Below are 18,942 nucleotides of genomic sequence, written 5' to 3'. Positions count from 1 at the left end.
GGGCATTCTGGCCGAAAGCTCGGGTCAGAAGGCGCGAGCAGGGTATGAAGAGGTCCCAATGTCATTGTCGGATACGCTGTCTCAGGAACGTCGCGCCCGCCTCGCTGCGGAACGGTTGTTGGAACTCAAACAGGCGGAACTGTTTGAGGCCAATCGCAAACTGTCGAAACACGCGCGCTCCCTGTCGGATGAGATCATCGTCAAACGCGAAGAGACCGAAGTGCTGCGCGATGAGAATATCCGCACCAAGGAGGACTTGGAAAAAGCCAATGTCGCGGTGCATATCGCCGAGCGGCGGCTGTGGGACTCGATCGAGACCATTCAGGACGGGTTCGCTGTGTTCGATCCTTCCGACATCATGATCGCCGCCAATCCCGCCTATTTGCGTATCTTCGATGGGCTGGACGATGTCCGGCCGGGCATTTCCTATCCTGAGATCGTGCGTCTTGCCGTCGAAGAGGGGATCATCGACATCGGCGCGCTGACCCGTGAGGCTTTCATCGAACAGGCGGTGGGCCGCTGGCATGCGCCGGTGCGCGAACCGCAGACGGTGCGGCTTTGGAACAACCAATTTGTGAAACTGGTGGATCGCCGTTCTTCGGATGGCGATATGGTCTCGCTCGGTCTCAACATCACCTCGACGATCCGCTACGAAGATCGTTTGAAAAAAGCCCGAACAAAAGCCGAGGCCGCGAACCGCGCCAAATCCGCTTTCCTCGCCAATATGAGCCACGAAATTCGCACGCCGATGAACGGTATGGTCGGCATGGCGGATCTTTTGGCCGAGACCGATCTGAACGACGAGCAGACGCTTTATGTCGAGACGATCAAATCCTCGGGCGAGGCGCTTTTGAATCTGATCAACGACGTGTTGGACTACTCGAAAATCGAGGCCTCGAAGCTCTCTCTGCATCCGGAAGTCTTTGATCTCGAACGCTGTATCCAAGACGTGATGGTGTTGTTGCAGCCCTCTGCGGCGCAAAAGGGCGTCGATCTGATCATTGATTACGACATGTTCATGCCGACCAATTTCATCGGCGATCCGGGCCGCATGCGGCAGGTTCTGACCAATCTTGTCGGCAATGCGGTCAAGTTCACTCATACCGGCCATGTCATCGTGCGGGTCGTCGGCCTGCCCGACAACGAGGGCAAGCGTCAGCGCGTGCACGTTTCTGTCGAGGACAGCGGTATCGGCATCGCTGCCGATATGATCGAGCACATTTTTGGCGAGTTCAATCAGGTCGAGGGGGCGCATAATCGTAAGTTCGAGGGCACCGGCCTCGGCCTCGCCATCACGCGTCAACTCGTTCAACTCATGGGCGGTGAGATTTGGGTGGATAGCGAAGAGGGCGTCGGCTCTTGTTTCGGGTTCCACATCACGATGGATGTGGTCGAAGAGGCGAAACATCTGACCCTGCCGTCCTGGATGCATAAGGCGGCTTTGGTCGATCACATCAACGCCAATTCGCTCATCCTTGAAAAACAATTGACGGCGCTCGGGTTCGAAGTCTCTCCCTTTGCCTCCGCCGAGGCGCTTTTGGCCTCGCCGCTCGATGCGCAGGTCTATCTGATCGACAACAAGCTGCCCAATACGGATATCGCCAAGGTCATCGCGACCCTGCGCGTGCGCGGCGTCACGGCGCCGGTGCTCTTGATGACCTCTGGTCCGACCTCCGCCGACCGGTTGGATATTGAGGACGCGACGAGCCTGCAAAAACCCCTGCTGCGCGCCGATCTTTGGCGCACCTTGTCGGCCTTGATCCCGGTCGAGCCGGACGAACTCCACGAGGCCGAGGGCCGTCGGATGCGCATTCTGGCCGCTGAGGACAACCAAACGAACCAGCTTGTGTTCGGCAAAATGCTCAAATCCCTCGACATCGAATTGCGTTTTGCCAACAACGGACGCGAGGCGGTGGAGCTCTACCAAGGCTTTCAACCCGATCTGATTTTCATGGATATTTCCATGCCTGAGGTCGATGGCAAAGAGGCCACCCGGCAAATTCGCGCGCTCGAGATCGACACCGGTACGCATCTTCCGATTGTCGCGCTGACGGCCCATGCCATGGCGGGCGATGAACAGGAAATCCTGGCGGCGGGGCTCGATCATTACATGACGAAACCCCTGCGCAAGGCGGCGATCATTGATCGTATCCTTCAGGAATTACCGCAGGGTTGCCGCCCGATCCTCCCCGAAGAACCCGCACAGGTTCTGGCGGGCGAGTGATCCGCTCAGGCAGCGTGGATGGCCTCGATCATCGCCGGACCGAACCGTTCGGCGGATCTGTCGCCGACGATGCGGGCAAAACTGGTCATATCCGAAGGGCGCAGTTTCACGATCTTGGTGATCTGTGAGGCGGTCAGGCTCATCGGTTTGAGCGTGCCGCAATCCCCGCGCGCCAGATCGTTGTGAATGCCTTGCAGGCGGTCAAACAAATCGCCGCCGCCAGAGCTGGCCAACTTGCGCCGGGCGGGATGCATCTCTGGCACCGGAGCGCCGAGAATGACCGAAAGAAACAGATCACCGAAGCGTTCGAGTTTCTTCGCGCCGACCCCGCCGATCCGCCCCATCTCATCGAGCGTTTGCGGGCGTTTTTCGGCCATTTCGATCAGGGTCCGGTCGGCGAAAACCACATAGGCGGGCACGCGGGCCTCTTCGGCCAGCGCACGGCGTTTCGCCTTGAGCGCGGACAAAAGCGGCGCGTCTTCCTCAGACACAAGCGCCTTGGCGACCGGCCCTTTGCGCGCCTTTGCCAAAGTGTCTTTGCGCAGCGTCATTTCCGCTTCGCCCTTAAGGATCGGCATCGCCGGTTCGGTCATGAACAATGCGCCATGCCGTTCCGGGTCGGGGCGCAGCAGGTCCGCGCCCATCATCTGACGGAAAATCGCGTTCCACTGGCGTTTGTCATAGTCCTTGCCGATGCCAAATACGGACAGTTGATCATGGTTCCACTGCCGTACTTTGTCGGTCATCTTGCCGGTCAAAACGTCGATAAGATGCCCGGCGCCAAAGCCCTGATCACAGCGCAGCACGGTGGAGAGCGCCTTTCGCACGGCCGTGGTGCCGTCGAACAGCTCCGGCGGGCTGTCGCAGAGATCGCAATTGCCACAGGGCGCGGCTTCTTCGCCGAAGAATTTGAGCAAAGTCTGACGCCGACAGACCTGGGCCTCGGCCAGTCCCAAAAGCGCATTCAAACGCGCATGATCGGCGGCGCGGCGTTCAGGCGGCGCGAGGCTTTCGTCGATCTGGGTGCGGCGAAAGCGGATGTCGTCGGGGCCAAAAAGCGTCAGCGTCTCGGCAGGCGCGCCATCGCGACCTGCGCGCCCGATTTCCTGATAGTAGCCCTCGACACTTTTCGGCAGATCGGCATGCGCGACCCAGCGGATGTCCGGTTTGTCGATCCCCATGCCAAAGGCGATGGTGGCGACAACGATCAACTCGTCTTCCTGCTGAAAACGCCGCTCGACCTCGCGGCGACGCTCCGGGTCCATCCCGCCGTGATAGGCGAGCGCCAAATGTCCTGCGTCCGAGAGCGCCTTGGCGAGGCTTTCGGTCTTGGCGCGCGTGCCGCAATAGACGATGCCGGATTGGCCTTTGCGGGCCGCCGCGAAATCGAGGATTTGACGACGCGGGCTGTCTTTTACGGCAAAGGCAAGATGGATGTTCGGGCGATCGAACCCACGCAGAAAGCTTTCGGGCGGGGTGCCGTCGAAGAGGCGCGTGACGATCTCGGCTTGTGTTTCTTCATCGGCGGTGGCGGTGAAGGCGGCAAGCGGCACATTCAAAGCGCGTTTCAGATCGCCGATGCGGAGATAATCTGGCCGGAAATCATGGCCCCATTGCGAGACACAATGCGCCTCGTCGACAGCAATCAAAGACACATTCGCGCGCCGCAGCATCGGCAAGGTGCCGCCCGAGGCGAGCCGTTCGGGCGCCATGTAGAGAAGTTTCAAATCGCCATTGGAGAGCGCGGCGAAGACTGCGTCGTTTTCCTCTTCGGTGTTGCCGGACGTCAGCGCGCCTGCGGCGACACCTGCGGCTTGCAGCCCCTGCACCTGATCGCGCATCAACGCAATCAGCGGCGAGATCACCACGGTCAACCCGTCGCGCACCAAAGCAGGCAGTTGAAAACACAATGATTTTCCGCCGCCCGTCGGCATGATGGCGAGCACATCGCGGCCCGCCACAACGGCTTCGACGATCTCCGCCTGGCCGGGACGGAAATCGTCAAATCCGAAAACGGAGGATAAAAGCGCCTGTGTCGTGCTCATTCTGTCTGCTCTTTATGATTGGCGACAGATTCGCACGCGGGGGCGTGAGGCTCAAGGGCGTTTCGCTTTAGAAGTGGATGTAGCCCGCAATGAGAATGCGGATGATCATCAGTCCGACAAAGGCAACAAGGGGGGCCAAATCCAAACCGCCCATCGGGGGCAAGATGTTCCGGATCGGACGGTAAACCGGTTCGAGGAGACGCGTGAGGCCAGTCCAGATTTGGTACACCAGAGGCTGGCGCGTGTTCAGGACCTGGAAATTAATCAGCCAGCTCATGATGATATGAGCAATCATCACATAGTAAACCACACCTGTGATCAAAAGCAGGATTGCTTGAATTGGAAAAGGAGCGTTCATGGTTCACTTTCTCTGTTTCTCGGGTCGTAGTCTCACCTAAGGTCTCAATCCCCGTCACGCAAGCCCGAGACGGTTTGTGCCGCAACGTCCGGTCTTGACCTTTGCGCCCGCAGCAACACACATGACGCGCATGTATCCCTTCGTCCGCATGTTCTACCAAGCGTGGAAAATCCGCAACGCACCGAAACTCGGCCTCTTCGAGCCGCATCACTCCCGGCATATCTGCATGCCCTGGGACATTGACCTTTGGCTTGAGCTTAATAACGGCAGAACCTTAACAATCTTTGATCTTGGCCGTGTGCCGATGTCGATCCGCAATGGCACGGCAAAGGCCGCGAAAGAGGGCGGCTATGGCATGGCGGTGGCGGGGGCCTCCGTGCGCTACCGGCGGCGGGTGACGACGTTTCAGACCGTCGATATGGTCACGACGCCCATCGGGTTCGACGACAAGTTTCTCTACATCGAGCAATCCATGTGGGACCAGAAGGGCGAATGCTGCAATCACATTCTGATCCGCGGGGCGGTGATCAAAAAACGCCGGATGGTGCCGCCGAAAGAGCTTTTGGAGCGGCTTGAGCCGGGGATCGAAAGCCCTGAGCTACCTGCATGGGTGCAAAACTGGATCGCGGCGGATGACACACGTCCGTGGCCGCCAACACGGTAACTCTGCAATAAGCGTTGCGCAGGTGACGCTTTCTCTGTTCTATCGCCGCAACTGAGGTGAGAGGGACAGGGACCATGGCAGAGCCAAGCCATCGCAAGCGCATCTGGGGCTGGATGATGTACGATTGGGCGACGCAGCCCTTTCACACGCTGATCCTGACCTTCATTTTCGGGCCCTATTTTGCCGAACAGGTGATCGCCTATCTGACCGCGGGCGGCATGGATGCGGCGCATGCCAAGGCCGAAGCGCAGTCGATCTGGGGCTATGGTCTCACGGCTGCGGGGCTGACGATTGCAATTTTTGCGCCGATTTTGGGATCCATCGCCGATGAAAACAAACGCCGGATGCCGTGGATTTGGCTCTTTTCAACGCTCTATGTGATCGGGTCTGCGGGGCTTTGGCTCGCCTCGCCCGCAGATTTTCCAACCTTGTTGGTGCTGATCTTCTTTGGATTGGGCCTGATTGGGGTCGAATTTACCACGATTTTCACCAATGCGCTTTTGCCCGCCTTGGGCTCGCGCGAAGAGATTGGCAAAATCTCCGGCAATGGCTGGGCCTGGGGCTATGTGGGCGGCATCATCGCATTGGTGATCATGCTGTTGCTCTTTGCCGAAAATGCCTCGGGCGTGACGCTTTTGGGTGCGGCACCTCTGTTCGGCCTTGACCCGGAGACCCGCGAAGGCACGCGCTTTGTTGGCCCCTTCGTGGCGCTGTGGTTCGTGATCTCCATGGTGCCGTTTTTCCTCTGGGTGCGCGAGCCAAAGGCCGCAAGCCTGCCGATGGGCCGTGCTGTGCGCAAGGGGATGAGCGATCTGATCAAGACGCTGAAAACCCTGCCGAAACGGCAATCTCTCTTTGCCTATCTCGGGGCCTCGATGTTTTACCGCGATGCGCTCAATGGCGTGTTCACCTTTGGGGGCATCTATGCGCTGGGGGCGCTGGAATGGAGCGTTGTGCAAATCGGCGTCTTCGGCATTCTTGCGGCCTTCACCGGCGCTGTTTTCACCTATTTCGGCGGCATTGCGGATCAGAAATTCGGCCCGAAACCGGTGATCATTTTCTGCATCCTCGTTCTGGTCTCCGTCTGCCTCGTGATCCTGACGATCACCCGCGAAAGCGTGCTGTTCACGCCGGTCGAAGCCGGAAGCAAACTGCCGGATATTGCATTCTATATCTGCGGCGCTGTGTTGGGCGCGGTCTCTGGTGTGATCCAATCTGCGTCCCGCACGATGATGGTGCGTCAGGCCGATCCCGAGCGCATGACCGAAGCCTTCGGCCTCTTTGCGCTTTCGGGCAAGGCGACGACATTTTTGGCGCCTGCGCTGATCGCTTTGGTCTCTGATTTGAGCAATTCCCAACGCCTCGGCATCACTCCGCTTATCGCCCTTTTCATTCTGGGGCTGGTGCTGCTAGCTTGGGTCAATCCCGAGGGTACAAAGGTTTCTGAAAATGCGTAAATGGTTGAGCTTGGCTTTGGTCGCAACACTCGCCGCCTGCATCGGCGGTGGGGACAGCAACCCGCCTCCAAAAGTCTCGGTGTCCTCCTCGGATCACCGCCCGGCCAAGGAGCTGTTCGGACCTGTCGCCTTGCCGTCCTCGCAAACGCCTGAATCCTTTGGCAGCTATTCCCAAGGCTGTCTGGCGGGCGCGGTTGCTTTGCCGGAGAATGGCGCGACTTGGCAGGCCATGCGCCTGTCCCGCAACCGCAACTGGGGCCAGCCGGTCTTGGTCGATTTTCTCGAAGACCTGTCGCGCAAAGCCGCCGCTCAGCCCGGCTGGAACGGGCTTTATATTGGTGACATGAGTCAGCCCCGTGGTGGTCCGATGTCGTCGGGTCACGCGAGCCATCAGATCGGCTTGGATGCCGACATCTGGATGCTGCCCGCGACGCGACTGGACCTGAGCCGTGCCGAACGTGAGAGCCTGTCGTCGATCTCGATGCAGCGCTCTTCCGGCGCCTATACGAACGGAAGCTGGACGCGTCAGCATCACGAGATCATCAAAGCCGCCGCCTCCGACCCGCGTGTGGCGCGGATTTTCGTCTTCCCCGGTGCCAAGGTACAGATGTGCAATGACGAAAAAGGCGACAAAAGCTGGCTGCGCAAGGTGCGTCCGTGGTGGGGGCATCACTACCATTTCCATGTGCGGCTGAACTGTCCGCGCGGCGATAAAACCTGTGTCGATCAGGCCGCGCCGCCGCCGGGCGATGGCTGTGCCGATGCGCAGGAGTGGGTGAGCAACATCCTGAACCCGCCGCCGCCGGACCCGAATGCCAAACCGGCGAAACCCAAACCTCCGATCACGCTTGCGAGTTTGCCTGCTCAATGCTCCGCCGTCTTGTCCTCGCGCTGATCGCGAGCCTGTCCTTTGATCCGGCGCTGGCCGTCGAGGCGCGCTATCTGGGGTCTTACACATGGGTTTCCGACAATCCTCTCGTTGGAGGGCTGTCGGGACTTGAGCTGTCGGAAGACGGAACGCAATTCGTCGCCCTGTCAGATCGTGCGCATTATTTCATGGGACATCTGACGCGTGGCAAAGAGGGGGTCGTCTCGGCCGTTTCTCTCGACGCCGCAGTTAAGCTGGTCGCCGAGGATGGTGGGCCTTTGCCGCAATATAGCGACGACTCCGAAGGCATCGCGATTTCAAATGACGGTCAGGCCTATGTGAGCTTTGAGGCCAATCACAGGGTGGCGCAGCTTGATCTGGACACAGGGCGTCTTGTGGACCTGCCCAAGCACCCTGATTTCGCCTCGATGCAAAACAACTCTTCGCTTGAGGGGCTGGCCATCGATGATGCCGGTACGATCTACACTCTGCCGGAGCGCTCGGGGGCCGTTGGACGCCCCTTTCCCTTGTATCGTTTCTCGGGCGGGGAATGGGACAACTCATGGTCCATCCCGCGCGATCAGGACACGGATTTCCTACCCGTCGGTCTCGACATCGGGCCGGATGGTCGGCTCTATCTTTTGGAGCGCTGGTTCATGGGGCTGGGCTTTGCCTCCCGTGTGCGGCGCTTTGATATCGGCTCGGATGGACCGGAAAACGAGGTCACGCTGTTGCGCACTTTGACCGCGACTCATGACAACCTCGAAGGCATTGCGGTCTGGGCCGATGACGAAGGCATTCGCCTCACGATGGTCTCGGACGACAACTTCCGTTTCTTCCAGCGCACCGAATTCGTCGAGTATCGCGTCATCGAATAACGCTTGATTTGTGATCCGGCGGGGGTTAGACCGCCGCGTCGCCCCACAATGGGGCCGAGTTGCCGTCACCTTCGATAAAAAACGGGTACATCATGAAACAGCTTCTTCTTGGCATTCTTGCCATGGCCGCCATTGTTGTGGCCTCCAACATCCTCGTTCAGTTCCTGCTCTTCGATGGGCTCTTGACCTGGGGTGCCTTCACCTATCCTTTCGCCTTCCTCGTCACCGATGTGATGAACCGCGTCTATGGCGTCAAATCCGCGCGCAAAGTCATCTTCGCGGGCTTTGTTGCCGGCATCGTCTGTAGCCTCATCGGCACGCAGATCACGCTGCAAGGTGATGGGTTCACCTATCAGGCCGTCGCTCTGCGTGTCGCCGTGGGGTCTGCCACCGCCTTTCTGATCGCCCAGCTTGTCGACGTCTTCGTCTTTGACCGGATGCGCGATGGCTCGTGGTGGAAAGCGCCCTTTACCTCGTCGCTCATCGGCTCCGCGCTCGATACCGCGATTTTCTTCACCATCGCGTTTTCGCAAAGCATCCACGTCTTCGGCGAAAATGCCGATATGGAAGTGTCCTGGGCCTGGGACGCCGTGCCCTTCCTCTTGTTTGGCCATCCTGTTCCGCTCTGGATTTCGCTTGCTGTGGCCGATTGGGGTCTAAAATTCGCTCTCGCATTGATCGCTCTAGTCCCTTTCCGCCTAATTGTTGGGCGCCTCACGGCACGTATGGTATGAATTAACTTGCTATATACCAAATCTGTGGCACCATCATCTTATCGGCAATTCATCGAAAGGAGGTGGTCCAGTGTCTAGAGTGATGTTGGAGAGCGAGGTCAAGACAGTCGGGGGGGCCGCCACCTAGAGGAAAAATCTAGTGTGAAACACTCCTGATTGGGTGTCCTAACTGACCCCATCTCCTGAGATCTCGGAGGGCTGCTCTATCTGGCAGCCCTTTTCCTTTTGCGGTATCTGTTCACCATGCCCTTGACCGTCACAGATCAAATCACCCTCGCCGATTGGGAACTGACCGAGCAGTTTGTCCGCTCGTCGGGCCCCGGCGGGCAGAACGTGAACAAGGTCTCGACGGCGGTCGAGCTTCGCTTCGAGGCCGCCCGCTCTCCTAATTTGCCCGAACCTGTGAAGAACCGGCTACGTCGTCTCGCCGGACGTCGCTGGACCAAGGAAGGCGCCGTCGTCATTCAGGTCGAAGAAACCCGCTCGCAGGCGCGGAATAGAGAGATCGCGCGGGAACGGCTGGCAGAATTGGTGCGGAAAGCCACGGAAAAGCCGAAACGTCGGATCAAGACGAAACCGACGAAGGGCAGCGTGGAGCGACGGATCAAGGCGAAGAAGGAGCGGAGTGAGGTTAAGAAGTTGCGGGGGAAGGTGGATTAGATATCCTTCAAAATGTTTCTTGTTGCGATGTCTACTTGAAAGTTTGCGACTGCCTCCTGGCTTTTTGGGTGGCAGTCAGGATGAACAATCGCACCGTTCTGTAATTCTGTTTTACCTCCTAGGGAATGAGGTACGATATGATGAATTTCTAGTTCGTCAAACTTGACAGGCTCTTTGCAAACTTGACACCTCCCTTCCTGACGCTCGAAGAGAACTCGTTTATCGTCATTGGAGAATAAACGTATTTGATCCTTAATCCTGAGGTTTGGAATGTCTCCGGTCATTTTTTCCACATAGAATTTATGACGGCGGGAAATGCTGTCCTTAGTATCGGAGTTTACACGAGTCCGTTGTCCATATTCTGACCAGTAGTCCGAATATTCGCCTCGGTCATTCAACTTCTTCCCCTCAGCCAACTGTCCCATGAAATTTGATAATGCGTTTGTGAAATGTGCCTCCCAACCTGCGGCGTAATTTCTTTGCAGTGCATCTACGAGAAGCACGGCATGAATTGCATCATGGCCGCGAAGTTTAGGAAGATTTGCATTTGATATTAGATCTGAAAGCTTTTTCAGTACAGCATCGAAGGACCGCGCAATGTCTTCATCTTTGTCAAAATCCAGATTGTCGTAGTAAAAATCATTAATACTTGAGGCCTTAATGTCGCAGAGATGTAGTCCATCTTGCTTGCGGGCTGCATCAAATAGCATATAGATTTGGGCAGCAAGCTGGCGTGTTTTTCCTCGGTCATTGCTAGGCTTCATTTTCAAAATCTCGGTGAAAAAGCGATGACCAGGATATTTTGCAATTGTTGGTTTGCCTCCGACGGTTAGAATGAAGTCGGTGAAGCCTCCCGGCCACGCATCACGTCGTTCTTGGGCATTTAGTGCAGAACCGCCTTGGAGGCGAACAAACAGGTCTCTCGCTTCACTCTCATCGTCGCTTTCAATTTCAGCAACAATGAGCTCTGAACTTAAGAACTCCTTTTGGCGTTCGCTAGAAAGTTCTGAAAACCTTTTCCCCCCCCCCAATCACAGAATTGATCTCGAATAAAGGCGGGAAATTTTGCTTTTTCTAAATCAGTTTTCGGATTGTAAAGCTCGAATGCACCCTCAACAAACTCGTAAATCGCGTTAAGTCTCTGTTGTCCGTCGATGATCTCAAGATCATCTCGGCTCAAGAGACCAACTTTGCGACTGATTTTATGCAGATATAAGATAGGTATCGGGTAACCGCGAAGCATAGAGTCTATTAGCTTCTTCTTTTGATCTGCTGACCATACCGCACCGCGTTGATACTCGTCATTTACAACAAGCATTTTGTTCTGCCTTAACTCAATAAGCGTTTTGACAGAGTATTTTTCTAAGTTCGATTTCATTAAATAGCCCTATTATTCGACGAATAACGTGATCTTTTATAACTCAAACCACAACCTCCATCGCCTCCTGCTCGCCAACCCCAAACACCCGCTTATACCGCTCGATCTCTTCCACCGGCCCCATCGCTTTCTTCGGGTTATCAGACAGCTTCACCGTCGGATTGCCATTGGCAGAGATTGCCTTGCAGACCAGTGAAAAGGGCGCCAGCGCGTCGTCCGGGGTCAGGCCGCGGAAGTCGTTGGTGAGCAAAGTGCCCCAGCCGAAGGAGGTCTTCACCCGGCCTTTGAACTGGTTGTGCAGCTCGATGATTTTGTCCGTGTCCAAGCCGTCCGAGAAGATGACGAGCTTTTTCGTCGGGTCTTCGCCACGCGCTTTCCACCAGTCAATCGCCACCTCAGCACCGGTCGCGGGATCGCCAGAGTCGATGCGGATGCCGGTCCAGCCCGCGAGCCAATCGGGGGCGCGATCGAGGAATCCTTTGGTGCCATAGGTGTCCGGCAGGATGATCCGCAGGTTGCCGGAGTGCTCCTCGTGCCAGTCACGCAGCACATCATAGGGCGCGGCGGCCAGTGCGGCATCGTCTTGGGCCAAGGCGGAATAGACCATGGGCAATTCATGCGCATTGGTGCCGACCGCTTCCAGATCGCGCTTCATGGCGATATGGCAATTCGAAGTGCCGGTGAACTTATTGCCAAGCCCCTCGACCATGGCCTGAACGCACCAGTCCTGCCAGAGGTAGGAGTGCCGCCGCCGGGTGCCGAAATCGGCGATCTTGAGGCCGTCGAGCGGCTGCAACTGTTTCACCTTTTCCCAAAGCTTGGTCATCGCGCGGGCATAGAGCACCTGAAGCTCGAATTTCTTCATCGGCCCAAGCACGGCGCGCGAGCGCAGCTCCATCAGGATCGACAGCGCGGGAATTTCCCAGAGCATCACCTCGGGCCAGCTGCCCTCGAAGGTCAGCTCATATTGACCGTCCCGCTTTTCAAGCTGATAGGCCGGAAGGCGCAGGTTTTCGAACCACTCCATGAAATCCGAGCGGAACATCTGGCGTTTGCCATAAAACGTGTTGCCGCGCATCCAGGTGCTCTCGCCACGTTTCAGGGACAGGGACCGCACATGGTCAAGCTGTTCGCGCAGCTCGCCCTCGTCGATCATCTCGGCCAGGCGAATGTCTTTCGAGCGGTTGATGAGGGAAAAGGTGACCGTGGTGTCCGGACGATTACGGAACACCGATTGGCACATCAGCAGCTTGTAGAAATCCGTGTCGATCAGGGAGCGGACGATCGGGTCGATCTTCCATTTGTGATTGTAGACGCGGGTGGCGATGTCGACCATGTTGACGGTCCCTTTTTATATGACCGCCTTGTTAAAGCAGGGGAAATAAGGGTTTGGCAAGGAAAAGGCGCAAGAAATCCATTTGTGATCACAAGTGTTGCGAAGGGCTATTTATCTCGCGGCGTCCAGTTGGGGTCATCTGCATTGCGGCGGGACAGACGCAGGGCCAGCCCAAGCGCAATGCCTGTGCCGATGGCCACGGTGAGGTCTGTGATCACAGTGAGGACGAGGGTGATCAGGAGAAGCACCAGATCGGAGCGCCGCCCGCGCAGATATTCACCCCAGCGATGCGGTTCGGACATGTTCCAAGCCGTCAAAAGCAAAAGCCCGGAGAGGGCCGGAAGCGCGAGATAGCCCGCCAGAGGCGCGGCGAGCATCATGATCGCCAAAAGCGTCACGGCGTGCACGATCCCGGCGACGGGCGTTTTGCCGCCCGCGCGTACATTGGTGGCGGTGCGCGCAATGGCACCGGTGGCGGGAAGGCCGCCGAACAGCGAAGAGCCGATATTGGCCCACCCCTGCGCCATCAATTCGGCGTTCGAGCGATGGTGGCCGCCGATCATGCGATCTGCAACCATGGCGGACAGAAGCGATTCGACCCCGGCAAGGAAGGCGATGACGAGCGCGGAGGGCAACAACTCGCGCAGGGTCGCAAAGCTCAACTCCGGCAAATGCGGCGCAGGCAGGCTTTGTGGCAGCTCGCCAAACCGCGAGCGAATGGTCTCGACGGGGAGATCGAAAAGCGCCACCACGGCGGACGTCAGCGCAACGGCGACGATCAACCCGGGCAGACGCGGAAAGACGCGGCGCAACAGCACGATCAGAACCATGGTGGCAAGGCCGATGCTGAGAGAGGCGGGGTTAAGCTCTGGCAAGGCGGCGATCAGCGCCGGGATTTTCTCAACGAAATCGGCGGGGAAAGGGCCCGGAAGACCGAAGAGATCGGCAAGCTGGCTGGTCCCGATGATCACGCCGATGCCGATGGTAAAGCCGTTGATCACGGCTTCGGGCACATGGCGGACCAACTGCCCGGCACGGAACAGCCCGGCGATGATAAGCACGATCCCGGCGAGGAAGGTCGCGGCCACCAGACCGTCATAGCCATGCGTGGCGATCACGCCCGCGACGACGACGATAAACGCGCCAGTGGGCCCGCCGATTTGCACGCGGCTACCACCCAAAGCGGAGATCAGAAACCCCGCGACAATGGCCGTGACGAAACCCACGGCAGGGGCGGCTCCGGAGGCGATGGCAATGGCGATGGACAGCGGCAGGGCGACCAGAGCGACCGTGATCCCGGCGAAAAGATCAGAGCCGAACTCGGCCCGCGTGTAGGTTTTCAGTGTGGTGAAAAGCTTGGGCGTCATGGCCCTAAAGCACCTCGACCCCGGCTGCCTTCATTCCGTCGAGGGCAGCTGAAAGAGAGCCGTCCATGTCGATGGCGCGACACAGATCGGTACGCACGGTGACGTTGAACCCGAGTTTTGCGGCATCCACGGCGGAGAAATTCACACAGAAATCCGTTGCTAGCCCGACCATGGTGAGCGTGTCGATGCCACGGGTCCGGAGATACCCTTCGAGCCCCGTCGGCGTCACATGATCATTCTCGAAAAATGCGGAATAGCTGTCGATCAGCGGGTTGAACCCCTTGCGGATGATCAGATCACCCTTGGTCACAAGGTCTTGGTGGAAGGCCGCCCCGTCAGTGCTCTGAATGCAATGATCCGGCCAAAGCACCTGTGTGCCATAGGGCATCTCTGTGGTCGAATAGGGCGCGGCACCGTGGGTGCTTGCGAAGGAGCTGTGGCCCGAAGGGTGCCAGTCCTGCGTCAGGATCACGGAGGCGAAGTCGTCCATAAGCGCATTGACGCCGGGCACGATCTCATCGCCCCCCGTCACGGCCAGCGCGCCGCCGGGGCAGAAATCATTCTGGATGTCGATGACGATGAGGGCTTCGTTGGCTGCGCGCATGGGAGGTCTCCTTTGCCCCAGAGGTAGCGCGGCGCGGCGTTTCGGGCAAGATCGCGGGGATATGAGAGGGCAATTCCGCCTTTCTCGCAAAATGACGGGCGTGTTCAACGCTTTCTTAGGGTTTGCCTGCTCTACTGATGTGAGCCGATTGGGGTCGGTGGTCGGAGGCTAGAAAGCCTCATCACGTGGGGTGATATCATGACAGTCTTAAAATTTCTGCGCACGCTTTCGGCGTGTGCTCCGGAGACGTGCAATCTGCGTCGTCCGGTTCTTTCGATGTGCTTGGCAGCAGGGCTTGCGACGGGCGGCGTCTCGGTCGCGCAGGCGGCCCTGCCGGGATCGCAACAACCCGGTGCGACAATCGTTATTTCCAACGACTATGGCGGCAGCGTGCGTAAACGTACGGCAGAAATTCAACAAATCAACCGCCTCGGCCAGAGCGTGGAAATCCGGGGCAGCGTCTGTATGTCCAGTTGCACGATGTTTCTCGGGGCCAAATCCGTTTGCGTCATGCCGGAGACGACCTTTGCCTTTCATGGCCCGTATCGGTTCTTCTCGAAACTCACGTCTCTGGAATTCGACCAATGGTCCCGCGTGATCGCGAACCATTACCCGTCCTTCCTGCGCAGTTGGTACATGCAAACCGGGCGCTATCGCGGCAGCAGTCCGGCCCGTGTTAAAGGCAGTGAGCTGATCCGTCACGGGGTCGCCCGGTGTCAATAACGGTGCCGCTAACGCGGTACAGGCGCGGTGCGGGACAGGGCTTGTCCAAGGTGAATGATGAAAAAACGGGCGATCTGCCCGAAGAGAGGCCGCATTTGTGAGGGTGCGGCCGTTTTGCCCGTGAAGCTCTGAAACAGCCCCTGTAGCCTTCAACTGAAGATCAGGGAAAAGGGCGCAGTCAGGCACATGGCGATTTACGCATCGATCCACCACGTCACCCATTACAAATACGACCGCAATGTCGAGCTTGGGCCGCAAATCATTCGCCTGCGTCCGGCGCCGCATTCGCGCACGCGGGTGATTTCGCATTCGCTCAAAGTGACGCCCGCAGGGCATTTCGTGAACCACCAGCAAGACCCCTATGGCAACTGGCAATCGCGCTTTGTCTTCCCGGAGCCGGTGCGCGAATTCAAGATCGAGGTCGATCTGGTCGCCGATATGACCGTCTACAACCCCTTCGATTTCTTCGTCGAAGAAAGTGCCGAACATTGGCCGTTCGACTATCCGCCGGAGTTGAAAGACGATCTGGTGATTTATTGCACGCCCGAACCCGAAGGCCCGCTTTTGGCGCAATTTGTGGGCTCGATTGATTTCAAGGAAACCCGCACGGTCGATTTTCTCGTCGGCCTGAATGCCCGGATTTCCGAGTATGTCGATTACACGATCCGGATGGAGCCGGGGGTGCAGACGCCCGACGAAACGCTCTCGAAAAAATCTGGTTCCTGTCGTGACAGCTCGTGGCTCTTGGTGCAGGTGCTGCGTCATCTGGGCTTTGCCGCGCGCTTTGTCTCCGGCTATCTCATTCAGCTCAAACCCGATCTCGAAGCCCTCGATGGCCCGTCCGGCACGGATCATGATTTCACCGATCTGCATGCCTGGTGCGAGGTCTTCCTACCCGGCGCGGGCTGGATCGGACTGGATCCGACCTCCGGGCTTTTGACCGGGGAAAGCCATATCCCTCTGGCGGCCACGCCGCATTACCAAAACGCAGCTCCCATCGCGGGCGGGTTCTCTTCGGTTGGCGCACCCGAGGTGTCCTTCGATTTCGACATGCAGGTCAAACGCGTCGCCGAACATCCCCGGATCACGAAACCTTTTTCCGAGGAAAGCTGGGACCGACTCAATGCGCTGGGCCATCAGGTGGACGAGGCGCTCAAAGAGGGCGACGTGCGCCTGACCATGGGCGGCGAGCCGACCTTCGTGTCCATCGACGATTTCGAAAGCGACGAATGGAACACCGCCGCTGTCGGACCACAAAAACGTGCGCTGGCCGATCAATTGATCCGGCGTTTGCAAACCCGTTTTGCGCCGGGTGGTTTCCTGCATTACGGGCAGGGCAAATGGTATCCGGGCGAAAGCCTGCCGCGCTGGACTTTTTCGCTTTACTGGCGCCATGACGGCAAACCCGTCTGGAAGAACCCCGATCTGATCGCGAAAGAGGACACGCCCGCGCCCGCGACACCGAAAGATGCGGGAGAGTTCATGACGAAATTCGCCGAGAATCTTGGCGTTGATCCGGTCTGTGCGCAGCCCGCTTTTGAGGACCCCGGCGAGTGGATTTTGAAGGAATCTCTCCTGCCGGAAAACGTCACGCCGGAGAATTCGAAACTCAAGAACCCCGAGGATCGCGCGCGCTTTGCCCGTGTGTTTTCGCGCGGTCTGACGGAGCCCTCGGGCTATGTCCTGCCGATCCAGCGCTGGCAATCGAAAGCCGGATCAAGCTGGCTTTCAGAGGTTTGGAAAACCCGGCGCGGGCATCTCTTCCTGATCCCCGGCGATAGTCCCGTGGGCTTCCGCCTGCCGCTCAATGCGCTGCCCTATATTGCGCCCTCGGCCTATCCCTATTCCTACCCGGCGGACCCGATGATGGACCACGCGCCGCTGCCGGATTTCCATGCCGCCATGGATGAACGGCGCAAGAGGTTCCGCGCCGAAGTCGCCCGGCTGGAAAAAGAGGAAGCGGAGCGCGAGGCAAAAGAAGCCAAAGAACGCGCAGATATTCTGCCGAAGACATCAAAAGAACACAGTCAGCCGGTGTCCGAAGTCTCCGGCGATGAGATCGAGCGGCAAAAGATCATGGCGCAAGGCGTCGATCCCGCGGGCGGTCAGGTGCGCACCGCGATCACCATCGAGCCGCGCGACGGGCGGCTGTGCCTGTTCATGCCGCCTTGCGAAACGCTGGAGGACTACCTCGATCTGATCGCCACGGCGGAAACCACCGCCGAGGAGCTTCGCCTGCCGATCCATATCGAGGGCTATTCCCCGCCCCATGATCCGCGTCTGAACGTGATCCGCGTCGCCCCCGATCCCGGCGTGATCGAGGTGAACATCCACCCGGCGCATTCCTGGGACGACTGCGTGGCGACGACCGAAGCCATCTACGAAGAGGCGCGCCAGTCGCGTCTGGGCGCTGACAAATTCATGATCGACGGGCGCCACACCGGCACGGGCGGTGGTAACCACGTTGTGGTCGGCGGCGCGACGCCCTCGGATTCGCCCTTTTTGCGCCGTCCCGATCTCTTGAAATCGCTGATCCTGATCTGGCAACGCCACCCGTCGCTGTCCTATCTGTTCTCCGGTCTCTTCATCGGTCCGACAAGCCAAGCCCCGCGCATCGACGAAGCGCGGTATGATACGCTCTACGAGTTGGAAATCGCCCTCTCGCAGATCAAGCCACCCTCGGAAGCCGCCGTGCCGCCCGCGTGGTTGGTCGACCGTCTGCTCAGAAACATGCTCACTGACGTGACCGGCAATACCCACCGGGCGGAGATTTGCATCGACAAGCTGTTCTCTCCTGATGGCCCGACCGGGCGTCTGGGCCTTGTTGAGTTTCGCGGCTTCGAGATGCCGCCGGACCCGCGCATGTCTTTGGCGCAGCAGCTCTTGCTTCGCGCCATCATCGCGCGCTGTTGGAACGCGCCCGTTGAGGGTAAGCCAGTGCGCTGGGGCACGGTGCTGCACGACCGGTTCATGTTGCCGCATTACCTGTGGGAAGACCTTCTGTCTCTGCTGGCCGATCTCAAACATCACGGCTTCGAGATAGACCCCGAATGGTTCAAGGCGCAGGCCGAATTCCGCTTTCCCTTCTGCGGTCAGATCGAGGCGGAGGGAGTGCATCTTGAGGTGCGGCAAGCGCTTGAGCCCTGGCATGTGCTGGGTGAAACCGGCGCGATTGGCGGCACGGTGCGCTACACCGACAGTTCGGTCGAGCGGCTACAGGTCAAAATGACGACACTGCATCAGGATCGCTACCGGGTCATGTGCAATCGTCGTCCCGTTCCTCTGGCCAAAACCCAAACCTCTGGCGTCTCCGTCGCCGGTGTCCGGTTCAAGGCCTGGCAACCGCCAGAGGCGCTGCACCCGGTTTTGCCGGTGAATGCGCCCTTGCATTTCGACATCTATGACGACTGGACGGGACGCCCGATTGCGGGTTGCACCTACCATGTGGCGCACCCCGGCGGGCGGAATTACGACACCTTCCCGGTGAATGGCAACGAGGCCGAAGCCCGGCGTCTGGCGCGCTTCGAACCCTATGGACACACCCCCGGAAACTATACGCCCGGAACTGAAGTGCCACACCCGGAGTTTCCCTTGACGCTTGACCTCAGACGGCCCATTGGGCTTGTCTGAACAGCACCAGGGAAAC

General features: G+C 58.6%; 16 protein-coding genes. 9 read left to right on the top strand and 7 right to left on the bottom strand.

The annotated features are described in order from the left end of the window. Window positions 1–58: 58 nt before the first annotated feature. Window positions 59–2,224 (top strand): ATP-binding protein, encoded by a 2,166-nt coding sequence (locus LC094_RS07355; RefSeq protein WP_226551191.1) that lies wholly within the window; start codon window positions 59–61, stop codon window positions 2,222–2,224. A 5-nt stretch (window positions 2,225–2,229) separates the two neighbouring features. Here LC094_RS07355 and recQ read toward each other — a convergent pair whose 3' ends face one another. Both recQ and LC094_RS07345 read right to left on the bottom strand, forming a co-directional pair. Continuing rightward, on the bottom strand, window positions 2,230–4,269 hold the full coding sequence (gene recQ, locus LC094_RS07350) for a DNA helicase RecQ (protein ID WP_226551190.1): 2,040 nt from the start codon (window positions 4,267–4,269) through the stop codon (window positions 2,230–2,232). Window positions 4,270–4,336: 67 nt separating this feature from the next. Continuing rightward, entirely contained in the window at window positions 4,337–4,627 is a 291-nt protein-coding gene (locus tag LC094_RS07345; RefSeq protein ID WP_167600997.1) for a YggT family protein, read from the bottom strand. A 121-nt stretch (window positions 4,628–4,748) separates the two neighbouring features. Here LC094_RS07345 and LC094_RS07340 point away from each other — a divergent pair, with 121 nt between their 5' ends. From LC094_RS07340 to arfB, 6 genes are all read left to right on the top strand, one after another. Continuing rightward, the gene (locus tag LC094_RS07340) at window positions 4,749–5,291 is read left to right on the top strand and encodes an acyl-CoA thioesterase (RefSeq protein WP_319003280.1); all 543 of its coding nucleotides are present in this window, start codon (window positions 4,749–4,751) and stop codon (window positions 5,289–5,291) included. A 74-nt stretch (window positions 5,292–5,365) separates the two neighbouring features. Then, window positions 5,366–6,748: an MFS transporter gene (locus tag LC094_RS07335; protein ID WP_226551189.1), complete on the top strand. Its 1,383-nt coding sequence runs from the start codon at window positions 5,366–5,368 to the stop codon at window positions 6,746–6,748. After that, window positions 6,741–7,643, top strand: coding sequence for a penicillin-insensitive murein endopeptidase (gene mepA, locus LC094_RS07330; protein WP_226551187.1), 903 nt, complete (start codon window positions 6,741–6,743; stop codon window positions 7,641–7,643). The genes LC094_RS07335 and mepA overlap by 8 nt, the downstream gene beginning before the upstream one ends. Continuing rightward, on the top strand, window positions 7,616–8,494 hold the full coding sequence (locus LC094_RS07325; RefSeq protein ID WP_226551185.1) for an esterase-like activity of phytase family protein: 879 nt from the start codon (window positions 7,616–7,618) through the stop codon (window positions 8,492–8,494). Before mepA ends, LC094_RS07325 begins: the two co-directional genes overlap by 28 nt. 92 nt (window positions 8,495–8,586) lie before the next feature. Further along, the gene (locus tag LC094_RS07320; RefSeq protein WP_226551184.1) at window positions 8,587–9,228 is read left to right on the top strand and encodes a queuosine precursor transporter; all 642 of its coding nucleotides are present in this window, start codon (window positions 8,587–8,589) and stop codon (window positions 9,226–9,228) included. A gap of 243 nt (window positions 9,229–9,471) precedes the next feature. Continuing rightward, the gene (gene arfB, locus LC094_RS07315; protein WP_226551183.1) at window positions 9,472–9,888 is read left to right on the top strand and encodes an alternative ribosome rescue aminoacyl-tRNA hydrolase ArfB; all 417 of its coding nucleotides are present in this window, start codon (window positions 9,472–9,474) and stop codon (window positions 9,886–9,888) included. On the opposite strand, the gene LC094_RS07310 is transcribed toward arfB, so the two are convergent. From LC094_RS07310 to pncA, 5 genes are all read right to left on the bottom strand, one after another. Then, complete coding sequence (locus LC094_RS07310) at window positions 9,885–10,919, bottom strand: HNH endonuclease (RefSeq protein ID WP_226551182.1); 1,035 nt, start codon at window positions 10,917–10,919, stop codon at window positions 9,885–9,887. The two genes, arfB and LC094_RS07310, sit on opposite strands and share 4 nt — an antisense overlap. Beyond that, complete coding sequence (locus tag LC094_RS07305; protein WP_226551181.1) at window positions 10,862–11,266, bottom strand: DUF262 domain-containing protein; 405 nt, start codon at window positions 11,264–11,266, stop codon at window positions 10,862–10,864. Before LC094_RS07305 ends, LC094_RS07310 begins: the two co-directional genes overlap by 58 nt. Window positions 11,267–11,309: 43 nt before the next feature. Then, window positions 11,310–12,602, bottom strand: a complete 1,293-nt coding sequence (pncB, locus tag LC094_RS07300) for a nicotinate phosphoribosyltransferase (RefSeq protein WP_226551180.1) — start codon at window positions 12,600–12,602, stop codon at window positions 11,310–11,312. A gap of 107 nt (window positions 12,603–12,709) precedes the next feature. After that, a complete protein-coding gene (locus tag LC094_RS07295) occupies window positions 12,710–13,969 on the bottom strand; it encodes a SulP family inorganic anion transporter (protein ID WP_226551179.1) in 1,260 nt (419 codons plus the stop codon). A 4-nt stretch (window positions 13,970–13,973) separates the two neighbouring features. After that, window positions 13,974–14,573 (bottom strand): bifunctional nicotinamidase/pyrazinamidase, encoded by a 600-nt coding sequence (gene pncA / locus LC094_RS07290; RefSeq protein WP_226551178.1) that lies wholly within the window; start codon window positions 14,571–14,573, stop codon window positions 13,974–13,976. A 276-nt stretch (window positions 14,574–14,849) separates the two neighbouring features. Here pncA and LC094_RS07285 point away from each other — a divergent pair, with 276 nt between their 5' ends. Together LC094_RS07285 and LC094_RS07280 are read left to right on the top strand one after the other, a co-directional pair. Beyond that, window positions 14,850–15,296, top strand: a complete 447-nt coding sequence (locus LC094_RS07285; protein ID WP_226551176.1) for a hypothetical protein — start codon at window positions 14,850–14,852, stop codon at window positions 15,294–15,296. Between the two features lie 186 nt (window positions 15,297–15,482). Continuing rightward, window positions 15,483–18,926 carry a transglutaminase family protein gene (locus tag LC094_RS07280; protein ID WP_226551175.1) on the top strand — a complete coding sequence of 1,148 codons (3,444 nt, stop codon included), beginning with the start codon at window positions 15,483–15,485 and terminating at the stop codon, window positions 18,924–18,926. Window positions 18,927–18,942: the final 16 nt, after the last annotated feature.

Source organism: Celeribacter naphthalenivorans (assembly GCF_020524585.1).
Classification (GTDB): domain Bacteria; phylum Pseudomonadota; class Alphaproteobacteria; order Rhodobacterales; family Rhodobacteraceae; genus Celeribacter; species Celeribacter naphthalenivorans.
Note: the sequence above shows the minus strand (reverse complement) of the source record. Positions and strands in the feature narration are given on the sequence as shown.